The sequence below is a fragment of the Mariniphaga sediminis genome (assembly GCF_003573545.1).
Lineage (GTDB): Bacteria > Bacteroidota > Bacteroidia > Bacteroidales > Prolixibacteraceae > Mariniphaga > Mariniphaga sediminis.
Window position 1 is genome coordinate 336,543 of the sequence record NZ_QWET01000003.1, and the last position, 23,039, is coordinate 359,581.

Here is a 23,039-nt window from a genome sequence, read left to right on the forward strand (position 1 = left end):
AAAAACAGATTGACTTCAGAGATAAAAATGGAGTTAGTGTTAGTATATTTGAAGGGAAGGAGCAACAAGAGTGAGGTTGCTTGAGTCTTTTCGGATTATTTTGCAATGTTGGGACAACTATAAAAGAAGCAAAAGAAGACATTGAAGTTTTAACGTATAATCAGTTAGACTTTTCAATGTTGTTTAGAGATAACTGTATATTTTTAATAGTTTCTGAATTGATATCATATTTTTTTGCAATGCTACTCCATTCTGCAACCGCACTTCTTACTTCGTCAATTATTATTTCACCATCTTTTAATCCAAAGTGGTTGGCTAATTTTAGAAGATGTTTCTTGCCTGGGGTTTGACTCTCTCCTGCAACCATTGTGCTGTGAAATCCGAATGAAGAGTAGGAAAAAGTAAGGTCATAAGCAGGTGCAAGTTGCCATTCTCCGCTTGAATTCATTAGAAAAGAAAAGTTTTTGCTATGGTCATCACAATTATGACTAAATACATTAAATGCAGCTAAACGTAATACCTTTTTATAAGCATTTACGTGTCTTTCCAAGCGAAATGCACAATCCATTAAATGTCCATAATCCATTGTACTAGCTCTAAAATTGTCATGCATCAGGCCGGAAGCAGAATGAACGTGTAATCTCATATTGCCTATCCTGTCAAATCTTTTGGTACCGAAATATAATTTGCCGGATTTTCCTTCAAAGAGTTTACAAACACTCATTTCGATTCCCGCTTTTGTTGCCATTTTGTGGTAAGCGTATTCAATTTTGGCAATTTCAGGGTTGTCAGATGATGACGGAAATTTGATTATCCAATGCTCAAATCCGCTGGGGAGCTCTTCTTTTCCATGAATTATTTTTTCATTACCTGGATTGTAAGCAGCAAATATTTTAGGCCTGGCACCACCTGATGAACCTCCAAGTTCAAATAGCTCCTCAATAATTTCAGAACTGTTCCCCTGCAAAATTTGATTCATTTCCTTTGCAACTACATCCAATTCAATTTGGGAGGAGAGCTTCGTGGCGCCTTCAAACTCGGGCTGGTATATAAGTGCTCCCATTCCTCCTGAGCCAACAAAGGCTAGTCGGTCAAGGGGAGTAATTTTCGAAATATTTATTCCTTTAGAACTCAAAGTTCTGTCAAGTAATAAACGACCCCAGCCATCAGGCAGCGAATCATTGAAAACTCCAAACAGTCCATCAAAAGGTTCTTTTTGACACGTACTAATTTCATTATTAAAAGGCAGTTTTATAGGTGAGAGGTTCAAGTTTGAAGATATAAAATTCGTGTTGTACCGGAAGTATATCTTTTGTTCGGAGAGCACCAGTTCACCAACTTCATACTTCTGACCCTCAATATTAAGTGAAACCACTAGTTTGTTTATCGTTTTCATGGCTTTTATTTATTGCTGAAAAGCTTTTCAACTTCATTTAAATCATCACCGGATTGAAAGATTGACTCAAAATCGTTAAGTCTTCCCATTAAATGAGCAAGTTTAAGAAGAGCTTCCAGTGATATTTTACCAGTATTTTCAAAACGCTTCAGACTACCCAACGAAATACCTGAGCGTTCAGCCATTTCTTTCTGTGAAAGGCGAAGTTTTTTGCGCAACAATTTATGTCTTTCAGCTAGTGCTTTACATACCTCTAGTGGAGTTGATTCTAAAGAATACATCTTGCATATAGTTAAAATATTAGCTAAATATAAAGAAAAGAAAGCAGAATAGCTAAAATATTAGCTAAAGCAGATTGGATATGTTGCGGGGAAAGCTGACACTTTTGTGAATCCGACCTGAACTGTGTCAACCTTTTTATGGAAAGATTATGATGTCTTTGTCCATTTTATAGAAGCAGAGGAAGGCATACTGTAACAAATCTTAAAGGGAGGTCATTTATTACTAGCTTTAAAAAAAACAGGAGTACGAAGACAAATCGTATCCCTGTATAGCCAAATTGACCAAGTAGTCCCACCAGGAATCGAACCTGGATCTACAGTTTAGGAAACTGCTATTCTATCCGTTGAACTATGGGACCTTCCATTTTTATGGTGTGCAAAAGTAGCTAAAAACAGTTTCCCCTACAAATCATTTAAATAATATTGCTGCATTTTGCTGTTTTCATTGAAAGAATGGAAGAAACCGAATTTAAAACAACATTGCCACTCCTGGTAAACCACACGTTTTGCAATCTGGTTTGTTCAAGTTCAACAATTGTTACAAAAGAAAATCGGTTAAAAATGTTGCAATTTGCAGGAAAAACATCACGGATGTAATCTTTAGAGACAGATTATTTGTAAACGCCAATCCATTTTAAAAAATAAATATGTAATTTTAGCGTCCGAAAAATAAAATATGTATCAATCAGCATCATACGGTAAAGAATGGCACTGGCGCAACGTGAAAATGGAAGCGCTAGAACAAAATATTAATAAACCCGGATAATCTGAAAAGGGATTTGTTGTATTGCAGCAAATCCCTTTTTTATTGAATATATAATCATTAAAAAAAATAAAATCATGACCAGACAAAAGAAAATTTTTCTTGAAGAGTCAGAAATGCCTAAACAATGGTACAACCTGGCACCCGACCTTCCCACTCCAATGAATCCGCCACTGGGTCCCGACGGAAATCCATTATCGCCGGATAAGCTGGCACCTGTGTTCCCAATGAACCTGATTGAACAGGAGGTGAGCCAGGAACGTTGGATTGATATTCCTGAAGGCATCCGCGAAATTCTGGTGCAGTGGAGGCCAAGCCCGTTAATTCGTGCTTATGAATTGGAAGAAGCATTGGGAACTCCGGCAAAAATATACTATAAAAATGAAGGCGTTTCGCCGGCTGGGAGCCATAAGCCAAATACTGCTGTTGCGCAAGCCTGGTACAACAAACAGTTTGGCATTAAAAAATTAACCACTGAAACCGGTGCCGGTCAATGGGGGTCTGCCCTTTCTTTTGCCTGTGCGCAGTTGGGTGGAATTGAATGTAAGGTTTTTATGGTTCGCGTAAGTTTCGACCAAAAGCCTTTCCGTAAAATGATGATGCAAACATGGGGTGGAACCTGTATTGCAAGCCCGAGTACCGAAACACAGGCTGGTCGCAATATCCTGGAAAAATATCCGGATACACCAGGAAGCCTGGGGATTGCTATTTCAGAGGCCATTGAAGCAGCTGTTTCAGATCCCAAAGGGGAAACCCGCTATTCGCTGGGGTCGGTACTTAACCACGTTATGTTGCACCAAACGGTTATTGGCCTGGAGGCAAAAAAGCAATTGGCTAAAGTGGGTATTGAAAAACCAGACGTGGTTATTGGCTGCTGCGGTGGTGGAAGTAATTTTGCCGGTATTGCATTTCCGTTTATGTACGATAAAATTAATGGAGCTGACATACAGGTGATTGGTGTTGAGCCATTTAGTTGTCCAACCCTCACGAAGGCGCCGTTTATCTACGACCATGGTGATGTGGCTAAAATGACCCCGCTTCTGCCAATGTACAGCTTGGGGCATTCATTTATCCCGGCGCCCATCCATGCCGGCGGATTGCGTTACCACGGGATGGCTCCGCTGGTGAGTGCCGCTCTGAAAGACGGGTTGATGGAAGCGCAGGCTGTTCATCAAAGCGAATGTTTTGAAGCCGGATTACTCTTTGCCAAAACCGAAGGGATTATTCCTGCACCGGAAACCACCCACGCCATTGCCTCTGCTATTCGCGAAGCCAAAAAGGCGAAAGAAGAAGGAAAAGAGAAAGTTATTCTTTTCAACTTTAGCGGCCACGGGCTGATGGATTTGGTAGGATACGATAAATACCTCTCGGGCCAACTGAGTGATTACGAATATCCGGAATCTGAAATTGCCAATAACCTGAAAGAGCTGGAAGGTTATCCAATGCCGAAGTAGAAGTCTACTCAATTTTCGCAGACATATAAAAAATATGCGTGCCGTTACAAGAAAGTAGCGGCACTTTTTTTAGAAAAAGGCAAAAACCAATTCGTCAGAAACTTCGGGAAAAATATCTGCCAGTTTTTGCCGGATTCCTGTGTGGAAATGCCTTGCCCCAATAAGAGTTTTGTTTAGTGTTGTCGCCTGCATCCCGGAAAAATAATCCCCCTCAATATGTGCCTCTTTAATCTTTCCTTTTTCCACCTGCAATTCAATTTTTAGCTTTTTCCCGGCATCTGAGAAGTGGTTACTGAAAGAGTACTTGGGTGAGTATCCGAAGTTCCAGTCCCATGTATTAAATTTTTCAGCTGTCAGCTTTTGAATAGACAGGACATCTTTTTCGTTCAGTTCATAAAATGAATTGTCCGGATTTTTTAGTTGAACGTCTATCAGAAATGAACTGAAATCATCTGTTGTCCAGTTCCCTTTCATAAAGGGAAGGATATTGGTAACCTCGCTGCGGTTCGATTGTACAGCCTTCCCGTTATATTTTCCAGGTACTGCCTTAATGGCCTGCCCAAGTTGTTCCAGGTTCGAATTAAAAAGTACCGTTCCGTGATGTAGTACCCGGTTTTTAAAAACATGCTCTGCGTTTCCCGAAATTTTTTTACCTGCTACCAGCAGGTCGTTACGACCGGAGGAAGAGGCTGTAATGCCAAGTTTTGCCAGTGCTTCCACAATGGGCGTTGTAAAGAGTTTAAAACTGATATCTGTCGTGCTTTTTACGTTTTTGATATAAGCAAAATTTACATTCCCCTCGTCGTGAAAAACTGTGCCGCCGCCAGAAATACGCCGTGCCACATGTATTTTTTTCCTGTGTACAAAAGGGTAGTTTATTTCAGCCAAAGCATTCTGGTGTTTGCCCACTACCACCGTGTTGTGGCTTTGCCAAATCATAAAAATATCTTCCGAAAAATTTTTCAGCAAATACTCTTCGGTAGCCAAACAAAAATAAGGGTCGTTATTTTTTTGGTGAATACAAATCATGGTTTTATTCTTACAAGATACGATTTACACATTGTAAATTACATTTGTTGTAAAAATCAGAATTTTTTTTGTTCTTCCAAACTCGCGCATTGCAGAGACTCTGGGTTTATCCGGCTTTTGATTGGTGTTTTTCTGAAGGTGAATTAGAACTCCAGTATTATTCCGATGGTGGGCAAAACGGTGCCAGAGGTGTTTACCACCCTTTTCAACTGGTAACGCGTCCCGTTATCGGTAAGAATAAAATTTCCGTTTTCATCTTTAGCCCTTACGATAATATCCTGTTGTTCCGCCTGAAAATTGTATAGATTTTGAATGTCGAGGTAAAATTTTGCGGTTATTTTTTCGAGGTAGAATGATTTGTCTACCCGCACATCCAGTTGGTGGAAAGGTGAAAAACGTTTTGAATTTAATCTGTCAAAATCGTAATACGGGCCTCCCGAAAGGTTCCATGCCTCCACGAGCGCGCTGCGCTCCAAATCATACGGGGTGTAGGGCAGTCCTCCCACAAAGCGCCACCGGGCCCCAACGCGCCATCCTTTTTTTAACTCAGTTGTTGATGTCACATTCAGCAGGTGTTTGGAATCCCAACCGGTAGGAATATACTTACCTGTTCCGTTGAAGAATTCACTGCGTACCAAAGTGTAGGAGAGGTTCAGGTTAAAACCGCCGGTAGCATTCACCCGTGCCTGAAACTCGGCTCCGTAAGCCCGGCCTTCCGATTGTGAAACGACTTCCTCGTCGCCCACCACACCATAATCGGCTCCTTTGTTTGCCAGGCTAATCCCGTCTTTCACTGAAAGCGGGTAATCATCATATCCTTTCCAGAAACCTTCCAGCGTAAACAAAACAGTTTGTTTCGGGCGGAATTCCAGTCCTCCGATAATATGGTCTGCCGAGATGTATTTCAGGTTGTTTTCCTTGTTCACCAGCACGCTGTTTTGCTGAAAACCCAGCGAAGTGTACGGCGGTAATTGGTAGTACCTGCCGGTGTTAAAGTTCAGGCTCCATTTGCTGGTTACATTGTACGATGCCGAAAACCTTGGCGAAACCTGCTTTAACAAGTTGGACATACTTTCCGAATAATTATTGGCATCTGCCCGCACTCCCAAAGAAAGCGCTAAACGTTCGTTAAAAATTTTTTTGCTGACTTGCGCGAATAATCCCCACTTTACCAGGTTCATCGATGTGTTATAATTCACATTCAGGATTTCATCTTCATAAAATCGTTTTTGAAGCGTTGAATTTTTATAGGTTACTGCATCAAAATTTACTCCGACATTCAATTTGTAACCATCTATCCTGGACATATTTTCTATGCGTAGTTTATTTTCAATTTCTTCGGAAGAATAATCCAGTATCTTGTTTTCTTCTGAACTGTCGTCATTTTCAAAATACTTGTAGGCTCCGTTGTTCAGGTGGCTTCGGCTTAATACCACTGTTTGAAAACTGTTGTCCCTGAAATGTTTATAGACGGCTCCCAGTGTGTAATTCCACTGCTCATTTACCGGAATCTGACTCAGTATAAAACTTTGTTGCTCATCCGGATCTTCAATTTCCAGATTTAAATCAAATACATCAACTGCCCCCAGGCCGATGAAAGTTAGTTCGTTTTTTTTGTCGAGACGGGAACGTACTTTAAACTGCATGTCAGTGAAGTTGGGTAGAAAAGGGAGTTCGAGCACACTAAAAAGGAGTTGAAGGTATGATCGGCGGGCTGAAAAAACAAAGGTTGTTTTCTCCCCGAGAGGGCCGTCCAGTGTGGCTGCAACTTCTGATGCTCCCAATGTTCCCTGAAACTTGAGTTTTTCCTTGTTCCCATCTACCTGGAAAAACTCAAGCACCCCGCTGAGGGCATTTCCTCGGTTGGCTGGGAATGCTCCGGAATAGTAGTTTACTTCGCGCAAAAAATCAGCATTAATAATGCCAACCGGACCGCCGGATGCTCCCTGAGTGGAAAAGTGGTTGATGAAGGGAACCTCCACGCCGTCCAGGTAAAACCGGCTTTCTGAAGGCCCTCCTCCCCTGATGATTACATCGTTCCGGTAGGCAGGCGTTGACTGAACACCGGGAAAGGACTGAATTACTTTTGAAATGTCGCGGTTGGCGCCGGGGCTTTTCTCTATCTCGCCAATACCAATACTCCGCAATGAAACCGGGCTTTCTTCTGTTTTTCGAAAAGGCGATGCGGTAACCGTTATTTCCTCAATCTGTTCGTTTTGCTTTTCTAGCAGGATTTCAATGGTATTGGTTCGGACTACACTTATTTCCACTTCAGAAGAAACAGCTCTTTTATATCCGACAAAGGAAGCTTCCACTCTGACAAAGCCGGGTTTCAGCCCGGTTAAAATGAAATGGCCATCCATATCAGTGCTGGTGCCAATGGAAGTTCCGGAAATAAGTACGTTTACAAAAGGGAGTGGCTCATTATTTACAGCATCCAGCACCCGCCCTTTTAGTGATGCCTGCTGTGCTGAAGCAACAAATGATAAAATAGTGATAAAAAATATAATGTAGATTGTTTTCATTGTTTTTTCGTACTTGGTTATAAGCTATTTTTTTAACTTTTGTTTTACCTTTTATTTAGAAAGATGAACAAAAAATGTGCAGAAATGTTTTGTCTCGCTATTATTTTTATTTTAGCAAAAAATACAAATACAATGAGGGTAGTTGTTCAAAAGGTTTCGGAAGCTAAAGTGAATGTAAAAGATGAAGTCGTTTCTTCCATGGGCAATGGCTTACTGATTTTATTGGGAATAGAGGACGCTGATACGGAAGAAGATATCGACTGGCTGGTGAAAAAAATAGTACAACTTCGAATTTTTAATGATGAGAACGGGGTCATGAACAAATCGGTACAAGATGCAGGTGGAGATATTATTGTAGTGAGCCAGTTTACATTGCATGCCAGTACCAAAAAGGGGAACCGGCCTTCTTACATCCGGGCTGCCAAACCTGACTTTGCCGTACCACTGTATGAAAAGTTTATTGCCCGAACCGAAGCGGTTTTAAATAGAAAAGTAGGAACGGGAGTTTTTGGTGCTATGATGGAGGTTTCGCTGGTGAATGACGGACCGGTAACGATTATTATCGATTCGAAAATGAAAGATTTTTAATACACATTTCAATTTTCAGATTATGAGCAAAAACGAGATTACACTGAATAAGGCCCAGGAAATGGTTGACCAGTGGATAAAAACAGTGGGGGTACGTTATTTCAGTGAACTGACCAACATGGCTGTTCTGACGGAAGAAGTAGGCGAGCTGGCCCGCATCATGGCACGAAAGTACGGGGATCAGTCATTTAAAAAATCAGATGAAAAATATGATCTTGCAGATGAGATGGCCGACGTACTTTGGGTGTTGGTGTGTCTCGCCAACCAAACCGGTGTGGATTTAAACGAAGCATTCGTTAAAAATCTGGAGAAAAAGAGTGCCCGTGATAAAACGAGACATGTTCAGAATAAAAAATTACATGATTAACAACGTTTAGCGTTTTTGCAGCGGATAGGGTACGTATTCTTCATTTTTTGCGCGTTGTAATGTAATTCACCAGTTCTACCAGCGAGGTACGCGCGTCGCCGTCGGGAAATTCCATTAAAGAGTTGATTGCTTTTTCTTTAAACTCGTTCATCTTCTCCGTGGCATATTCAATCCCTCCGTTTTCTACAACCAGTTGAATGAGTTCCTCCACCACTGCTTTGTTTTTATTTTTTCGTTTAATAAGCCTTAAAATCCGGTTTCGTTCAGAAGCATCTGATTTTTTCAGGACATGCAACATGGGAAGCGTAATTTTTTGTTCCTTAATGTCGTTCCCGGTTGGTTTTCCAATAAGTCCTTTGGCCTGGTAGTCAAAAATGTCGTCTTTAATCTGGAAGGCAATGCCTGCATCCTGTCCGATGCGGTACATTTTTTCAGGAATGTCAGGATCGTCTGTTACCGAGGCCGCTCCAATAGCCATGCTGGTGGCAATGAGCGAGGCCGTTTTTTTGCGAATAATTTCAAAGTAAGTTTCTTCGTCGATGTCCAGTTTGCGGCTTTTTTTTATCTGTAAGATTTCGCCTTCGCTCATATCTTGTACCGCCCGCGAAATGAGATGGAGAAAGTTGTATTTTTTGTCCTCCAGTTGCAGCAATAATCCTTTGGCAAGAATGTAGTCACCTACAAGAACTGCCAGCTTGTTCTTCCACAAGGCATTGATGGAAAAGGTGCCGCGTCGTTCGTAGGATTCGTCCACCACATCGTCGTGTACAAGCGTAGCGGAATGGAGCAATTCTACCGAACAGGCTGCCAGTTGTGAAGAACCGTTGGTTTCACCGTGCAATTTGGCTGACAAAAATACAAACATGGGACGTAGTTGCTTCCCTTTGGTACGATACATATAATTCAATATCGTGGACAAGAGAGGGACATCGCTTTTGAGTGACTTTTTGAAATATGGTTCAAAATCTTTCAGCTCCTGTTCAATTGGTAATCGTATCGTTTTTATTTTTGACATTCGGCAACCCCTTAATTTTATCTATTCATTAACGAACATAGAATAATTTGGTTGAAAAAAGTAAATTTACATTAAAAAAGTACAGTCAAAAAGCGAATTATTCAAAAAGGCTATAAATTGAATAACCTGCATAGTTTTATTCCTAAATATTTATATATTTGCATGATTCAAATAATATAAAAAATGGTAGAAATCAAGGAGTTGGATATCACGCGGTTAGATACAGCGGCAAGTATGCTGAAAGCGATTGCCCATCCGATGCGTATTGCCATTTTAAAACACCTCGAAGGAGGCAAACGGTTGACAGTAACAGAAATACATGAATTACTCGGAATTGAACAATCGACTACTTCGCATCATTTGGGAATACTCAGGGATAAGGGTGTGCTTTGCTCAAAGCGCGAAGGGAAGAATACGTTTTATTATTTAAAGTATGATATTCTGAGTCAGATTGTGGACTGCCTTGAAACTTGTACATGCGAATAGTTAGGTTACATTTCGAAATGAAGTATATTCTTTCCTTCCTGTTTATTTTACATATTTTATTACCAGTTAATGCCCAATCAGATTCTCCAAAGTTTGAATTTCGTGCAGTATGGGTTGCTACTGTTGCCAATATTGACTGGCCTTCTCAAACCGGCCTGACAACAGAACAGCAAAAACAAGAGGTTCTGGATATTTTGAATAGGCAGCAACAGCTTGGTATGAATGCTGTCATTCTGCAGGTTCGTCCTGCTGCTGATGCTTTTTATCCGTCGGCGCTTGAACCATGGTCACGTTATCTGAGTGGTATTTCCGGAAAAGCACCTGAACCTTTTTACGATCCGTTGCAGTTTTGGATTGAAGAATGCCACCGGCGAGGGATGGAACTGCATGCGTGGCTAAATCCTTTCCGGGTAGCATTGAACCATCGGCAACCGTTGGCAGGCAATCATGTAGCTTTTGAACATCCTGAATGGATTTTGAAATACGGAAACAGTCTTTATTTCGATCCGGGCCTGCCGGAAACGGGAGAGTTTGTGGTTCGGGTGGTAAAAGATATTGTTTCGCGCTACGACGTGGATGCCATTCACTTCGACGACTACTTTTATCCTTATCCGTTAAAAGAAGATTTTCCTGATACTACCTCATTTGCTTTACATCACCGGGGTTTTTCTTGGGAGAATAAAGCCGATTGGCGCCGGGAAAATGTGGACAACATTATAAAAACGCTGAACGATACAATAAAGTCAGTCAAGCCATGGGTAAAGTTTGGCATTAGTCCGTTTGGCGTTTGGCGCAACAAGGCCGACGACCCTCGGGGCTCCGACACCCGGGCGGGCGCGACCAATTATGATCATCTGTACGCCAATATTATTCGGTGGCAGGAAGAAGGATGGATTGATTACACGCTGCCTCAGCTTTACTGGCAGGTTGGCCATCCTGCTGCCGATTTTGAAAAGCTTGCTCACTGGTGGAAATCGCATGCATACGGACGAGGCATGTATGTTGGCCACGGGGTGTATAAAAGTGATTCGGTTTCAGAGATAAAAGAGTGGGCGCGGCCCGGTGAGTTGCCGAAACAAATCAGGTTGCTGAGGGAAATTCCAGAGATTACAGGCTCTGCTTTTTACAGCAGTAAACATTTCAACCGTGATCTTATGGGTTTTCAAGACACGTTGAGAATGAGTCTGTATAAAAACAAAGCGTTGGTTCCGCCCATGCCCTGGCTCGATCACCAGCCTCCATTTCCGGTAGATAAAATTAAGAAGAGAGGAAAAACAGTGAAATGGAAAACAAAGGAAGCAGATTTAGAGTTGGATAAACCCAAACATTTTATTCTTTACCTGAACCGGAAAGGCCAACCGTTGAATCCTGTTGATACGGAATTTATTCATGTTATTTTGGGGAAAGATGAAACCAAGTTCCGGTTTGAACGGATAAATCAGAAACGACAAAAATATGAAGTGCGTGTTTCGGTACTTGATCGCCTGAATAACGAAAGTTGGTTGAGTGAACCGGTGATTTTGCGACTTTAGTTTTTATTTTCTTTTAATAATCGTTGATGATTCTTACTTTTGTAAAGGAAAACGGCTTGTAGCTCAGTTGGCAGAGCAGCTGACTCTTAATCAGCGGGTCCAGGGTTCGAGCCCCTGCAAGCCGACAAACCCCGAGAAGAATTATTGTTATTCAATCAAAAAAATCAGAGTGCCTGGTGTAATCGGTAGGGAAGGTTATGCCATACCTGATTACTTCATTAAAATTAGGCTTATCAATTTGTTGGAAGTGTTTAGCAGGAGGAGTTCAGGCTATGTTGAAAGAAAGAATTATTACGTTAAGGGAGCTTTCAAACTTTGGTTCTGTTTCCGGACTGAATGACCAGGCCGTTGCGCTCGTGAGGCAGCAGCAGAAAACCTGGGAAGTTGCACAGAAGAATTATGCAATGCTTTTAAATGCCCAAACCAAAACATTCAAATTTGGCCATTTTGAGATTAAGGTGCAGCACAATCCGGAACGAATCCGGTCGTCGGCAGCCAAAACAGATGCAAAGTCAATTGCCGGCAGGGCCTGTTTTTTGTGCCTGGAAAACCTTCCTCCCGAGCAAAAGGGAATTATGTTTCGGAATAAATACCTGATTTTAACCAACCCGTATCCCATTTTTCCGTTTCATCTTACTATTTCGATGTTGAAGCATACTCCGCAACGAATCGGGATATTTTTCCCGGACATGCTTGACCTTAGCAGGGAATTAGCTGGTTTTTCGTTGCTTTACAATGGTCCGCAAAGTGGCGCTTCGGCTCCGGATCATTTTCATTTTCAGGCTGGGAACAAAGGTTTTTTGCCTGTTGAAACCGAAGTTAAAATTCTTGAAAACAGGAATGAAGCAAATGTTCTTTTTCAAAATGAAAAGACAACAATAATAGCGGCTGAAAATTATCTGCGTCGGTTTATTGTCCTGTCTTCTTCAGATGAAAGTGAGATTGTTCGTTTTTTTCAGTGTTTTTATTCAATCCTGCCTGCCCGCAGGGGCAATGAACCGATGTTAAACATTTTGTGTAATTATGAGAGAGGGAGGTGGCGCGTTATTGTTTTTCCTCGCGAAAGGACACGTTCGTCACATTTTTATCAAACGGGTGATAAACAGGTTATTGTTGGTCCTGCGACAGTCGAGTTGGGCGGAGTCTTAGTCCTTCCGAGATATAAGGATTTTTTGTCAGTCGATTGCCAAATCATTTCAGAAATCTATGAAGAAGTTACTCTGTCTTCGAGTTTATTTGAACAATGGTTAGATATTTCTATGGACTCTATCGGTAAATAGGATTCAAGGGAATTCCTCATTTTTGGGAGGTTCGGCATTTAATAAATGTTTTGTAAATGTTGGTTTTTTCAGGAGAAAAATTATATTTGTGCCAAGGCCTTCGGCTTTTGGGGGCAACATGAAGATTTACAAACCTGAAAAGCAAAAGAAACAGATGAGAGCGGATGATCTTTTGGACGCGTTCCCTGTAAACTTTTATGTCATTGATTTAAAACAAAAGAAGATTGTTCGTACCAATGACGTGAATGTTAAAACAGGAGAAGAACCTTGTTTTAAGCAACTGTTTAATAAAAAGGGACCTTGCGGGGTTGAAAACGGTCATTGTTTGTGTGAGCAGTTGGTTGAAACGGGTTGTGATGATGAACTTGTTATTGAGAACGAAGAGGGCAGGCGGAGAGTTTTTCTTAAGGTGAATGTTAAACAGGTAACGGAAGATTTGGCCGTTGCCATGTTTATTGACATTACTGATAAATTAACCACTGAAAAAATGTGGCATGAAAGTCAGGAAGATTTTTGTCTGACACAGGAAATTGCCCGCATAGGCAATTGGAAATATGATCCGGAAAACAATACCCTGCGCTGGTCAAAGCAGATACCCTTCATATTAAATGATAATGAGATTCCTGTTCATCCTGATATTCAGTATTTCAAAAAACTGATTGCCGAAGAGCATTTTGCTGTGTTTGAAAATTTTGTTAACAGGGCTTTACATAAAGGGAAAGCCTTTGAGCATCAGTTTATAATCAAACTTAGTGATAAAACGGAAAAGTGGATTGAAATCATTTGCAAACCTGATAAAAAACGAGGCCAGTCGGGTTATTTTCTTCGGGGTACTATTCAGGATATTACCGTTACAAAAAGAATTGAAGAGGAACTGAAAAGCGCCAAGCAAAAAGCAGAAGAGAGTGATCGCCTTAAATCACTTTTTCTGGCTAATACGAGTCATGAAATCCGAACCCCACTCAATGGGATTTTAGGTTTTTCCAATATCATTTGCTCCGGAGATGCGGATCCGGAACAATTAGCTTATTTTGGGAAAATTATTCAAAGCTGTGGTCAGCGCCTTACGAATGTAATTGATGATATTGTTGATATCTCGCTTATTCAATCAAATCAGTTGAAAGTGGATTTTAATACATTCGATATCGATGAATTACTGGAAGAGTTGTTCGTTTTTTACCGAGCTCAGGAAACGGTAAAACTTCAAAAAATTGAATTTAAAGTAAGTTTATGCGGCAATAGTAGCTTCCGTGTTCTGCATACAGATAAGAAGAGATTAATTCAGGTGTTGAAAAACCTGTTAGATAATGCTTTTAAGTTTACCGGAGAGGGATTTATCCGGTTCGGTTGTTTCAGTTTCTCAGAGAATGAAATGGTATTGTTTGTGGAAGATTCAGGTATTGGGATTGAAGATGAAAAAATCAATATGGTTTTTGAAGCTTTCCGTCAGGCTCAGGAAGGGTTTTCTCGGCAATATGAAGGGACCGGTTTAGGATTGCCTATTGTGTCGGGTATTATAAAACGGCTTGGCGGTAAAGTGTGGGTGGAATCAGAAGCAGGGAAGGGATCGGTGTTTTATGTTTCCATTCCCCGAAATGAAGAGGAGATTCTGAGCGAAAATGACCGGGCAACCCAGTTAGAGAACAAAAAGGAAGAAAACCCAGTTCGCAAAAAGATTGTTTCTTTTGAAGACGATCCCGGAAGTATTGAATACTTGAAAAGTGTTGTAAATCTGATGGGGCACGAGATTATCAACTTTGAACACCCTATCCGCGGTCTTGAATACCTCCGGGAGAATCCGGCAGATCTGATTTTAATGGATGTCAGGCTTCCGGGAATGAACGGATTGGAGGCAACCCGAATCATAAAATCGGAATTTCCCAATCTTCCTGTCATCATTCAAACTGCTTATACCATGCGAAGTGACAGGGAGAAAGCGTTTCAGGCCGGCTGCGACGATTACCTTGCCAAACCCGTTTCCCTGAAAGCTTTGAGAGGCAAAATCAATCAATTTACAAGAAAGGTAAATTAAGACTGGAAAAAGTAGAGCCAGTTGCCGGTACACCAAAAATAGTGGTGATTTGAAAAGAAAAACTCGCTGTTTTTATTAACCCAAATGTATGAACCGAAGGGTCCGGACTCTGGCCTGACGATTGTGATCCAGGAAATAAAACAACTGGGTCGGCCAGCAGCATGCTTTTATTAAATAATTGATACTTAAAATTTCCGCACCCCGTTATTTTTATAAATTTGCCGGAACCATTTTGTTCAAAGTAAAAATATGAAAACGCCAAAACCCAGGAAACTGAAAAAGAGAGTATTCCGTTCATGGATAACCTCCACGGTGAGTATTTCGCTGGTGCTGGTTATGTTGGGGGCGTTGTTGTTGATCCTGGTTAATGCCGGAAGGTTGTCTGATTATGTGAGGGAACAGATCGGTTTTACGCTGGTGCTCCATGAAGATGTCAGAGAAGTGGATGTCATTCGGTTGGAGAAGGTACTCGCAGCTACTGATTATGTGAAGTCTACACGCTACATTGATAAAGAAACGGCAGCCCGCGAACTCACCGATGAGCTGGGAGAAGATTTTTCCGGATTCCTTGGTTATAATCCACTTTTTGCTTCTTTCGATGTTAAGCTTTTTGCTCCTTATACCAGCGCCGACAGCCTGCTTTTGATTGAAAAAGAATTTTTGGAATTTCCACAGGTGAAAGAGGTTTACTATCAAAAAGACCTGTTGGCTGTAATCAACGAGAATGTTAGTAAAATCAGCATCTTTCTGCTTATTGCGAGTGGGCTGACCGGGTTTATTTTTATGTCACTCATTAATAATACTATTCGCATCTCTATTTATTCAGAGCGCTTTACAATCAATACAATGCAACTGGTAGGGGCTGCACGTTCATTTGTACGTAAACCCTTTTTGCGCCGTGGATTGTTGCTGGGAATTTACGGGGCACTGGCCGCCAACACCCTTCTTATATCCACAGTTTTTGTTTTCAGGAATGAACTGGGAGGCATTGTTGATGTTGCAGACCTCAAGATTCTGGGGCCGGTATTTTTGCTGGTCATTTTGCTGGGAGTGGCTATCTCCTACATATCAACCTGGTTCGCTGTAAACAAATTCCTGAAAATGAAATTTGATGAATTATTTTATTAACTATCTTTGGCCATTATGAAGAAGAAAAAAGGAACAATAAAAAACAAAACGGCTGAAGAAACCGGTTTTGCACTGGGCAAAGAAAATTACCGGCTCATGGCTATCGGTTTTGTTGTAATTGTTATTGGATTTATTCTGATGATTGGGGGCGGTAGCGACGACCCCAACGTATTCAATTATGAGATTTTTAGTTTTAGGCGTATAACATTGGCCCCCCTGTTATTACTTTTTGGTTTCCTTTTTGAAATCTACGCTATTCTCAAAAAGCCCAGGGAAAAGAATTAACTCCTTTCAGAAATGAACGAAATACAGGCGCTTATTCTTGGGTTGCTACAGGGCCTTACCGAATTTTTACCCGTTAGTTCCAGCGGACATCTTGAGATCGGACATGCTATTTTGGGTGTCCATACAGGCAACAACCTTCTTTTTGCAGTTACAGTTCATGTAGCTACGGTTTTAAGTACTCTTGTTGTTTTCCGGAAAGATATTAGCAAATTATTGATCGATCTGTTTGCATTCCGGTGGAACGAATCGACCCAGTATGTTTTCAAATTACTTTTTTCTTCTGTGCCGGTTCTTTTTCTGGGCCTTTTTTTTGCGGAAGAGATCGAACAGTTTTTTACCGGAAACCTTGTTTTGGTGGGTGGCATGTTGCTGATAACAGCCGGACTGCTCACTTTTGCCCATTTTGCGAAAAAAGGAGATGGCTCAATCACGTGGGGTAAATCGTTTATTATTGGCATTGCCCAGGCCCTTGCCGTAATGCCCGGGATTTCGCGTAGCGGATCTACCATTGCTGCCGGGCTACTCTTGAAAACCAAAAAAGACGAAGTGGCCCGCTTCTCCTTTCTGATGGTTTTAGTGCCTATTTTGGGTGCGGCATTTCTCGATATTTTGAGCGGTGACTTTTCTGATCAGACGGCCATTGGAACAGGTCCGCTCATTATAGGCTTTTTAGCGGCTTTTATCTCCGGATTACTGGCCTGTTCGTTAATGATAAAAGTAGTAAAAAGGGGAAAACTCATTTATTTTGCCATTTACTGTTCTGTTATCGGGTTAATTGCTATCTTTGCAGCCTGATTGGTGAATCCGTTAAAAGTCTGAAAATTAATTGTTTGAGAATGTCTGGCCTGGGAAAAACGTATGATTTTTTAGGAGGAGAGGTTTTGCTGTTCGACAAAAACCTTGATTGGACTTCGTTTGATCTTGTTCAACGGGTGAGAAATACTCTTTGCCGGGAGATGGGGATAAAAAAAATGAAAGTAGGGCATGCCGGCACGCTTGACCCGCTTGCTACCGGGCTGATGATTATCTGTACAGGCCGGGCTACAAAACTCATTGAATCATTTCAGGAAAAGGAAAAAGAATATGTGGCTACTCTGAAACTGGGAGCAACCACACCTTCTTTTGACAGGGAAACAGAAGAGGACAATCAGACAGATGCGAGTTCTGTAACCAGAGAATCTTTTATGTCTGTGTTGCAAAAGTTCGTTGGAAACATAGAACAGGTTCCTCCATTGTTTTCAGCGGTAAAGGTGAAGGGGAAACGTGCATTCGATTATGCAAGGAACGGAGAAGAACTGAAACTTCAACCTAAAAAAATTGTTATACAAAAGATTGATGTCGAATCGTTTGAATTGCCTTATGTAACCATTCGGGTGGTTTGCAGTAAGGGAACATACATTCGTGCTTTGGCCCGCGACATCGGGGAAGAACTGGGATGCGGGGCGTACCTTACCGGATTGCGCCGTACGCGTATCGGGGAGTTCAATGTGGAAGAGGCCCTTTCCATTGATTTTTTCTTGAAAAATCTTGACTCTTTTGTAACAAACTGACTAATCTTACGTAAAACGGGACTCAAAAATTAGGATTTCTACAAAAAAGGTTAGAAAAAAATAATGAAGTTGTTAATCAAAAAATAAAAGTAGCTGCCCATGAAATTATCGAAATTCAAGTACGATTTAGATGAGAAAAAGATTGCGTTGCACCCGGCATACAACAGGGATGAATCGAAGTTGATGGTATTGGACAGAGCATCGCGAAAAATAGAACATAAAGCGTTTAAGGATATTGTTGACTATTTTGATGATGGGGATGTTTTTGTATTCAATGATACGAAGGTGTTTCCTGCCAGGTTATATGGCAACAAGGAAAAGACCGGTGCCGAAATCGAAGTGTTTTTGCTGCGTGAGCTGAACCGTGAGATGCGGCTTTGGGATGTTTTGGTAGACCCGGCACGGAAAATCCGTATTGGTAACAAGCTTTATTTTGGCGATGATGATATGTTGGTAGCTGAGGTAATTGACAACACCACCTCTCGTGGACGTACCCTGCGCTTTTTGTTTGACGGGCCTTACGACGAATTTAAAAGCACTCTTTACAGTTTGGGTGAAACTCCACTGCCCAAGTTTATTAAACGTGCGGTGGTGCCGGAAGACAAAGAGCGCTACCAAACCATTTTTGCCAAACACGAGGGTGCGGTGGCAGCTCCTACAGCAGGACTGCATTTTAGCCGTGAATTGTTAAAACGGCTTGAAATAAAAGGTGCCGAGTTTTCTTTTGTTACATTACATGTAGGATTGGGAAATTTCCGTAGCGTGGATGTGGAGGATCTTACAAAACATAAAATGGATTCGGAGCAAATCTGGATAAGGGAAGAGTCCTGCGAAAAAATAAACGATGCCAAAACGAAGCGTAAAAATGTCTGTGCTGTGGGTACCACCGTTATGCGCACACTCGAAAGTTCTGTTTCCACACAGGGCTTTGTAAAACCTTTTGAAGGCTGGACGAATAAGTTTATTTTCCCTCCTTATGATTTTAGTGTGGCCAACCGTATGATTACCAATTTCCATCTTCCATATTCTACGCTACTTATGATGGTAGCCGCTTTTGGTGGGTACGACTTTGTAATGGAAGCATATAATGTGGCCTTGAAAGAAGATTACCGTTTCGGGACTTATGGCGATGCAATGTTGATAATTTAGTCTTCTTTACCGAAGATTAAATTTTGTGTTGTGACATTTGCCGGATCGGTTTTTGATAACACTTTTCTTTCACATTAAAATTTATATACAATGAAGTATTTACTCCTTTTAGTAATATCGGTTTTTACCCTATCTCTTCACGCTCAGGATAAGGAAGGGATTCGGTACATAGAATTGAAGGGCAACGCTGAAATGGAAGTGGAACCCGATGAGATGGTGCTTCATATCGGTATTGAAGAATACTGGGAAGAAGAGTTTGAAAAGAAGAAGGAACCTGAAGATTATAAAACGAAGGTTCCGCTGGCCAGAATCGAGGACTCCCTTATAAAAAGCCTGCGTGAAGCTGGAATTAAGAAGGAAAATGTGAAGGTAAGAGGCATGGGGAATTATTGGCGCCAGCGTGGGAAAGAATTTTTATTCAGCAAACAGTTTGAAGTTAAAATTACGGATTTCCCGAAGGTAAATAAGCTTTCCGGCCTGCTCGATTCCAGGGGGATAAAGTATATGAATGTCGGGCAAATGAGCCATTCTGATATTGAAACCTTTAAAACACAGGTAAGGGCCAATGCCCTGAAAGATGCCAGGGAGAAAGCTTCTCTTATGGTAGAAAGTTTAGGGGAAGAGTTGGGCGAGGTACTTTCCATTTCAGAAATAAATGACGGTTATATTCAGCCTTATATGGCGAAAGGGCGCATGATGGCGATGGAAGCTTCCACAGAGAGTATCAATCAGGTTCAGGATATAACTGTGTCGTACCAGGTGATGGTCAAATTCCGGATTAAATAGGTGCAGATGGCAAAAATCGATGTCCGGGATTGTCCTGTTTGCGGTGGTGAAAGTTTTACCACCTTTCTGGCATGTACTGATTTTTTCGTTTCCGGAGAGCATTTTGAAATAAAGGAATGCAGTGATTGTGGGCTTAAAATAACTGCTAATGCTGAAGATGAAGAAAACATAGGGAAATATTATCAATCTGAAGAGTATATCTCACATTCCAATACATCTAAAGGATTGGTAAATAATGTTTACCATCGGGTTCGAAATTATATGCTGGGAAGCAAAAGGCGGCTTGTTAAAAATGCAAGTGGTATACCAGAAGGCCGTCTGTTGGATGTTGGAACAGGAACTGCCTTCTTTTTAAATGAAATGAACCGTTGCGGATGGAAGGTTACCGGGACTGAAAAAAATCCGGAAGCGCGGGAATTTGCACAAAATGAATTCGGGTTGCAGGTAAGCCCTCCTGAAGATCTTTTTCAGTTTGATGAAAAAAGTTTCGATGTTATTAGTTTGTGGCACGTACTGGAACACATTCACAGGCTGAAGGAAAACATGGAAGCTTTTGCCCGCCTTTTGAAACCGAATGGAAAACTGATTATTGCTGTACCCAATCACACTTCATACGATGCCGGGCACTACAAAGAATACTGGGCTGCCTGGGACGTACCCCGTCACCTTTGGCACTTTGGACCGGAACAAATGGAACGCCTGGGTAAAAAATATGGTTTTAGGCTTGAGCAGATTCGCACTATGCCATTTGACTCGTTTTATGTTTCCATGCTTAGTGAAAAATATAAAAAATCGAAGCTGGCCTTTATAAAAGGAGTGTTTCACGGAAAGATTTCCTGGCTGAACAGCCTGGTAAATCCCAAAAAATGCAGCTCAGTTATTTATGTTTTTGGTGTAGCCTGAAAAAGGGAAGTCTGCCTTCCCTTAAGGTTAAAAGCAGGCTCAGGTCAGAATCTGGAAAAGCTCATCTACGCTTTCTGCCCAAAAATCCGGTGCTTCTTTTTGCAGGTCTTCTTTCTTTCCGAAACCGTAGGTGACAGCTATGGTAGACAGACCATTTTCTTTTCCTCCTTTGATGTCGTGTACGGTGTCGCCAATCATCACGATATTCTTTGACGCCTCAAGTTGACGGGATTTCAACAGACCGGAAATAAGGTTACTCTTGGTGCCGTATTCTCCTCCATAATCAGCACCTTTTAGCTGTACTACGTATTTATCGAATCCGAAATGTTCGCAAATCTGCAGCGCAAATTTTTCCAGCTTTGCCGTGGCAATAAAAAGTTGCTTCCCGGTAAAGTACAGCTCTTCCATCAGTTCAGAAACTCCGGGGTACGGGTCGTTTTCCAATAATCCGAATTGGGAATAATACTCCCGGAAGTACTCTACAGCCAGTTCAGTATTTCGCTCGTTCAGACCGAAAAATGTTTTAAATCCCTGTTGTAAAGGCGGCCCTATAAAACCATCGGGTAACTTACCATCGTAGTTGTCGATTTGCATTTCTTCCAACGCATATTTTAAGGACGCTGCAATTCCACGGGTATTGTCTGTAAGCGTTCCGTCAAGATCAAAAATGATATGAGAAAAGTGTGTCATATGTTTTAAAAAATGCGAAGGTACAGCATAAAAATGGAAAATCGGGAAACACCGGAATGGTTTTTGGTATTTCAACCATAAGCTATGTAAACAAAACAGGATGAAAACTAAATTTGCAATATCATTTTTTACCTTTCTGCTTATAACCGGTTTTGCAAATAGGGCTTTTGGAATTTTCTTTTCTTTTAAGCCCGATTCCATCCGAATTGAAATTGACCCTGAACAGCTAATTCTTCCCGGCGAGTCATTCCACATGGGAGTCATTTCTTACCATAAAAGAGGGAAGGTGAGAAAAACACTGGGACTGAAAGGTGGTTTTGTGCTTTGGTGGCGCTATAAAGTGGAAGTTGTCGGGGGAACTTTTGCATCAGGGAAAGTTTTTGTAAACGAACAACTGATGCCGTCTAAAGGAAAATTTATAGAAATAAAGGTGTTTCCTAAAAAGCGCCCGAAGCTTATGACCCGGGTTTTGATTCCGCTCAATTACGAAACTGAGGTACTTTTTCGTCCTTTAAATCATTTTGATAAAGCTCCCGGTAGTGTGGTAAAAGGAGAAATTGTTTCAAAATTTGATAACGGTCAAATTAGGGTTTTGAAAAAGTTACATAGGAATGCAGAAGTGGAAAAGTACAGGGTTACTGCTTTTGGGGGGAATTTCGATAAAGGTCGTTTTTACATCGATCCGGATTTTCTGAATATCGAAAATCACACGGCAAGCCTGGTGGTTCAATCCTTAAGGAATTATGCCGTTGCAGATACATTTAATGTAAAAATGGATTACAAACATGCTTATCGTTTAAATTTTTCGGGGACTGGTGGTTTTTTTGGTTTCTCCGGAAGTAACGGAATTTCCGGAAGCACCGGTTGTCGTGGGGGAGACGGGCAGCCAGGACAAAACGGAGGACCCGGTGGAGATGCACCTGATGTAGGCGTTTGGATTGACCTCTATTTTGATTCGTTACTAAACTGCAATTTGTTATATGTTTTTGCTGAAAATTTATTCACCGGTAAAGAGTCCAGATATCTTGTCAATCCGGCTGGTGGCTCTTTTTACATCTCTTCGGTTGGTGGAAACGGGGGAAATGGCGGAGATGGAGGCTTCGGCGGGAATGGCGGAAAAGGTTATGATGGAAGAATCTGGTATGAACAGAAGGTGATAGAGAAAGTGGTTAAAAAGCCTCGTACCCGGAGGGTGGAAAAGAAAATTACAAAAAAGGTGGTTGATGCAGAAGGAAAGGAAAAGGAAGTAGTGGAGACTGTTTGGGAGGAAGAAACCTATTATGTTGATGTTATTGAGAGAGAGGTTATTTCAATAAAACATCAGGAGCCGGGGGAACGAGGTGGTGATGGCGGAAACGGTGGAAACGGAGGTTTTGCCGGGCAGGGAGGTAATGGCGGTAATATTTTTCTGTATTTTACAGAGGACAGCAGGATACATGAAAATATTTTTACGGCCCGAACAACAGGCGGAACCGGGGGACTTAACGGGAACGGAGGTTCTGGCGGAAGCGGCGGTCCGGGGGGAGATGGAGAACCAAACGGACCTTCCGGATACAACGGAAGTAGTGGGTACGCTCCAATGGGATGGGCTCCCGATGGTTGGGATGGAGAAGTATTCAGGGGAACAACAGATGAGTTTTATATTATTCAACCACAAGAAGAACCAACGGCCGAAAAAAACGCATTGCCGGATATAAACAGCTATTAAATCAATTCGTTGAATCAATAACTTCTGTACCGATAACCACAAAAAAAATCCACTATCTTTGTTGCCCAAAAGAAATTTTCAAAAGCTTTTTC

The 23,039-nt window shown here is 41.5% G+C and carries 21 protein-coding genes and 2 tRNA genes; 16 read left to right on the forward strand and 7 right to left on the reverse strand.

Annotated features, from left to right (window positions below; genetic code table 11):
* Nucleotides 1-160 precede the first annotated feature (160 nt).
* The 3 genes from D1164_RS05710 to D1164_RS05720 all read right to left on the reverse strand — a co-directional run bounded on the left by D1164_RS05710 (nucleotide 161) and on the right by D1164_RS05720 (nucleotide 2,036).
* On the reverse strand, nucleotides 161-1,396 hold the full coding sequence (locus D1164_RS05710; RefSeq protein WP_119348986.1) for a type II toxin-antitoxin system HipA family toxin: 1,236 nt from the start codon (nucleotides 1,394-1,396) through the stop codon (nucleotides 161-163).
* A 5-nt stretch (nucleotides 1,397-1,401) separates the two neighbouring features.
* Entirely contained in the window at nucleotides 1,402-1,677 is a 276-nt protein-coding gene (locus D1164_RS05715; RefSeq protein WP_119348987.1) for a helix-turn-helix domain-containing protein, read from the reverse strand.
* A gap of 287 nt (nucleotides 1,678-1,964) precedes the next feature.
* A tRNA-Arg gene (locus D1164_RS05720) sits at nucleotides 1,965-2,036 on the reverse strand.
* A 481-nt stretch (nucleotides 2,037-2,517) separates the two neighbouring features.
* On the opposite strand from D1164_RS05720, the gene D1164_RS05725 reads away from it, so the two are divergent.
* Nucleotides 2,518-3,894, forward strand: a complete 1,377-nt coding sequence (locus D1164_RS05725) for a TrpB-like pyridoxal phosphate-dependent enzyme (protein ID WP_119348988.1) — start codon at nucleotides 2,518-2,520, stop codon at nucleotides 3,892-3,894.
* A gap of 69 nt (nucleotides 3,895-3,963) precedes the next feature.
* Here the strand turns inward: D1164_RS05725 and D1164_RS05730 are convergent, their stop codons facing one another.
* Nucleotides 3,964-4,923 carry a lipoate--protein ligase gene (locus D1164_RS05730; protein ID WP_119348989.1) on the reverse strand — a complete coding sequence of 320 codons (960 nt, stop codon included), beginning with the start codon at nucleotides 4,921-4,923 and terminating at the stop codon, nucleotides 3,964-3,966.
* Between the two features lie 143 nt (nucleotides 4,924-5,066).
* Nucleotides 5,067-7,448, reverse strand: coding sequence for a TonB-dependent receptor (locus D1164_RS05735; RefSeq protein WP_119348990.1), 2,382 nt, complete (start codon nucleotides 7,446-7,448; stop codon nucleotides 5,067-5,069).
* A gap of 132 nt (nucleotides 7,449-7,580) precedes the next feature.
* On the opposite strand from D1164_RS05735, the gene dtd reads away from it, so the two are divergent.
* Entirely contained in the window at nucleotides 7,581-8,036 is a 456-nt protein-coding gene (gene dtd, locus D1164_RS05740; protein ID WP_119349058.1) for a D-aminoacyl-tRNA deacylase, read from the forward strand.
* A gap of 22 nt (nucleotides 8,037-8,058) precedes the next feature.
* Nucleotides 8,059-8,403 (forward strand): nucleotide pyrophosphohydrolase, encoded by a 345-nt coding sequence (locus D1164_RS05745; RefSeq protein WP_241558259.1) that lies wholly within the window; start codon nucleotides 8,059-8,061, stop codon nucleotides 8,401-8,403.
* A 40-nt stretch (nucleotides 8,404-8,443) separates the two neighbouring features.
* Here D1164_RS05745 and D1164_RS05750 read toward each other — a convergent pair whose 3' ends face one another.
* The gene (locus D1164_RS05750; protein WP_119348991.1) at nucleotides 8,444-9,418 is read right to left on the reverse strand and encodes a polyprenyl synthetase family protein; all 975 of its coding nucleotides are present in this window, start codon (nucleotides 9,416-9,418) and stop codon (nucleotides 8,444-8,446) included.
* A gap of 183 nt (nucleotides 9,419-9,601) precedes the next feature.
* Here D1164_RS05750 and D1164_RS05755 point away from each other — a divergent pair, with 183 nt between their 5' ends.
* The 12 genes from D1164_RS05755 to D1164_RS05815 all read left to right on the forward strand — a co-directional run bounded on the left by D1164_RS05755 (nucleotide 9,602) and on the right by D1164_RS05815 (nucleotide 20,549).
* Nucleotides 9,602-9,904: an ArsR/SmtB family transcription factor gene (locus D1164_RS05755; protein WP_119348992.1), complete on the forward strand. Its 303-nt coding sequence runs from the start codon at nucleotides 9,602-9,604 to the stop codon at nucleotides 9,902-9,904.
* 17 nt (nucleotides 9,905-9,921) lie between these two features.
* Nucleotides 9,922-11,436 carry a glycoside hydrolase family 10 protein gene (locus D1164_RS05760; protein WP_172594351.1) on the forward strand — a complete coding sequence of 505 codons (1,515 nt, stop codon included), beginning with the start codon at nucleotides 9,922-9,924 and terminating at the stop codon, nucleotides 11,434-11,436.
* A gap of 52 nt (nucleotides 11,437-11,488) precedes the next feature.
* Nucleotides 11,489-11,561: transfer RNA gene (locus D1164_RS05765), tRNA-Lys, on the forward strand.
* Between the two features lie 147 nt (nucleotides 11,562-11,708).
* Nucleotides 11,709-12,716: a DUF4922 domain-containing protein gene (locus tag D1164_RS05770; protein WP_172594352.1), complete on the forward strand. Its 1,008-nt coding sequence runs from the start codon at nucleotides 11,709-11,711 to the stop codon at nucleotides 12,714-12,716.
* 154 nt (nucleotides 12,717-12,870) lie between these two features.
* Complete coding sequence (locus tag D1164_RS05775) at nucleotides 12,871-14,748, forward strand: PAS domain-containing hybrid sensor histidine kinase/response regulator (protein WP_172594353.1); 1,878 nt, start codon at nucleotides 12,871-12,873, stop codon at nucleotides 14,746-14,748.
* 249 nt (nucleotides 14,749-14,997) lie between these two features.
* The gene (locus tag D1164_RS05785; RefSeq protein WP_119348997.1) at nucleotides 14,998-15,876 is read left to right on the forward strand and encodes a cell division protein FtsX; all 879 of its coding nucleotides are present in this window, start codon (nucleotides 14,998-15,000) and stop codon (nucleotides 15,874-15,876) included.
* 15 nt (nucleotides 15,877-15,891) lie between these two features.
* Entirely contained in the window at nucleotides 15,892-16,161 is a 270-nt protein-coding gene (locus tag D1164_RS05790) for a DUF3098 domain-containing protein (protein WP_119348998.1), read from the forward strand.
* 12 nt (nucleotides 16,162-16,173) lie between these two features.
* Entirely contained in the window at nucleotides 16,174-16,956 is a 783-nt protein-coding gene (locus D1164_RS05795; RefSeq protein WP_119348999.1) for an undecaprenyl-diphosphate phosphatase, read from the forward strand.
* A 41-nt stretch (nucleotides 16,957-16,997) separates the two neighbouring features.
* Nucleotides 16,998-17,711, forward strand: a complete 714-nt coding sequence (gene truB, locus D1164_RS05800) for a tRNA pseudouridine(55) synthase TruB (protein ID WP_119349000.1) — start codon at nucleotides 16,998-17,000, stop codon at nucleotides 17,709-17,711.
* A 99-nt stretch (nucleotides 17,712-17,810) separates the two neighbouring features.
* The gene (gene queA, locus D1164_RS05805; RefSeq protein WP_119349001.1) at nucleotides 17,811-18,860 is read left to right on the forward strand and encodes a tRNA preQ1(34) S-adenosylmethionine ribosyltransferase-isomerase QueA; all 1,050 of its coding nucleotides are present in this window, start codon (nucleotides 17,811-17,813) and stop codon (nucleotides 18,858-18,860) included.
* A 90-nt stretch (nucleotides 18,861-18,950) separates the two neighbouring features.
* Complete coding sequence (locus D1164_RS05810) at nucleotides 18,951-19,646, forward strand: SIMPL domain-containing protein (RefSeq protein ID WP_119349002.1); 696 nt, start codon at nucleotides 18,951-18,953, stop codon at nucleotides 19,644-19,646.
* Between the two features lie 6 nt (nucleotides 19,647-19,652).
* Nucleotides 19,653-20,549, forward strand: coding sequence for a class I SAM-dependent methyltransferase (locus D1164_RS05815; RefSeq protein ID WP_119349003.1), 897 nt, complete (start codon nucleotides 19,653-19,655; stop codon nucleotides 20,547-20,549).
* A gap of 39 nt (nucleotides 20,550-20,588) precedes the next feature.
* On the opposite strand, the gene D1164_RS05820 is transcribed toward D1164_RS05815, so the two are convergent.
* On the reverse strand, nucleotides 20,589-21,239 hold the full coding sequence (locus D1164_RS05820; RefSeq protein ID WP_172594354.1) for an HAD hydrolase-like protein: 651 nt from the start codon (nucleotides 21,237-21,239) through the stop codon (nucleotides 20,589-20,591).
* 100 nt (nucleotides 21,240-21,339) lie between these two features.
* Between D1164_RS05820 and D1164_RS24100 the strand changes: the two genes are divergently transcribed.
* Nucleotides 21,340-22,947 (forward strand): hypothetical protein, encoded by a 1,608-nt coding sequence (locus D1164_RS24100; RefSeq protein ID WP_194074851.1) that lies wholly within the window; start codon nucleotides 21,340-21,342, stop codon nucleotides 22,945-22,947.
* The last annotated feature ends 92 nt before the right edge of the window (nucleotides 22,948-23,039 follow it).

What these genes read in the sequence shown, in the direction of transcription:
- D1164_RS05710 (WP_119348986.1), bottom strand. Translation starts at nt 1,396, where the DNA reads ATGAAAACGATAAACAAACTAGTGGTTTCACTTAATATTGAGGGTCAG.
- D1164_RS05715 (WP_119348987.1), bottom strand. Translation starts at nt 1,677, where the DNA reads ATGTATTCTTTAGAATCAACTCCACTAGAGGTATGTAAAGCACTAGCT.
- D1164_RS05725 (WP_119348988.1), top strand. Translation starts at nt 2,518, where the DNA reads ATGACCAGACAAAAGAAAATTTTTCTTGAAGAGTCAGAAATGCCTAAA.
- D1164_RS05730 (WP_119348989.1), bottom strand. Translation starts at nt 4,923, where the DNA reads ATGATTTGTATTCACCAAAAAAATAACGACCCTTATTTTTGTTTGGCT.
- D1164_RS05735 (WP_119348990.1), bottom strand. Translation starts at nt 7,448, where the DNA reads ATGAAAACAATCTACATTATATTTTTTATCACTATTTTATCATTTGTT.
- dtd (WP_119349058.1), top strand. Translation starts at nt 7,581, where the DNA reads ATGAGGGTAGTTGTTCAAAAGGTTTCGGAAGCTAAAGTGAATGTAAAA.
- D1164_RS05745 (WP_241558259.1), top strand. Translation starts at nt 8,059, where the DNA reads ATGAGCAAAAACGAGATTACACTGAATAAGGCCCAGGAAATGGTTGAC.
- D1164_RS05750 (WP_119348991.1), bottom strand. Translation starts at nt 9,418, where the DNA reads ATGTCAAAAATAAAAACGATACGATTACCAATTGAACAGGAGCTGAAA.
- D1164_RS05755 (WP_119348992.1), top strand. Translation starts at nt 9,602, where the DNA reads ATGGTAGAAATCAAGGAGTTGGATATCACGCGGTTAGATACAGCGGCA.
- D1164_RS05760 (WP_172594351.1), top strand. Translation starts at nt 9,922, where the DNA reads ATGAAGTATATTCTTTCCTTCCTGTTTATTTTACATATTTTATTACCA.
- D1164_RS05770 (WP_172594352.1), top strand. Translation starts at nt 11,709, where the DNA reads ATGTTGAAAGAAAGAATTATTACGTTAAGGGAGCTTTCAAACTTTGGT.
- D1164_RS05775 (WP_172594353.1), top strand. Translation starts at nt 12,871, where the DNA reads ATGAGAGCGGATGATCTTTTGGACGCGTTCCCTGTAAACTTTTATGTC.
- D1164_RS05785 (WP_119348997.1), top strand. Translation starts at nt 14,998, where the DNA reads ATGAAAACGCCAAAACCCAGGAAACTGAAAAAGAGAGTATTCCGTTCA.
- D1164_RS05790 (WP_119348998.1), top strand. Translation starts at nt 15,892, where the DNA reads ATGAAGAAGAAAAAAGGAACAATAAAAAACAAAACGGCTGAAGAAACC.
- D1164_RS05795 (WP_119348999.1), top strand. Translation starts at nt 16,174, where the DNA reads ATGAACGAAATACAGGCGCTTATTCTTGGGTTGCTACAGGGCCTTACC.
- truB (WP_119349000.1), top strand. Translation starts at nt 16,998, where the DNA reads ATGTCTGGCCTGGGAAAAACGTATGATTTTTTAGGAGGAGAGGTTTTG.
- queA (WP_119349001.1), top strand. Translation starts at nt 17,811, where the DNA reads ATGAAATTATCGAAATTCAAGTACGATTTAGATGAGAAAAAGATTGCG.
- D1164_RS05810 (WP_119349002.1), top strand. Translation starts at nt 18,951, where the DNA reads ATGAAGTATTTACTCCTTTTAGTAATATCGGTTTTTACCCTATCTCTT.
- D1164_RS05815 (WP_119349003.1), top strand. Translation starts at nt 19,653, where the DNA reads ATGGCAAAAATCGATGTCCGGGATTGTCCTGTTTGCGGTGGTGAAAGT.
- D1164_RS05820 (WP_172594354.1), bottom strand. Translation starts at nt 21,239, where the DNA reads ATGACACACTTTTCTCATATCATTTTTGATCTTGACGGAACGCTTACA.
- D1164_RS24100 (WP_194074851.1), top strand. Translation starts at nt 21,340, where the DNA reads ATGAAAACTAAATTTGCAATATCATTTTTTACCTTTCTGCTTATAACC.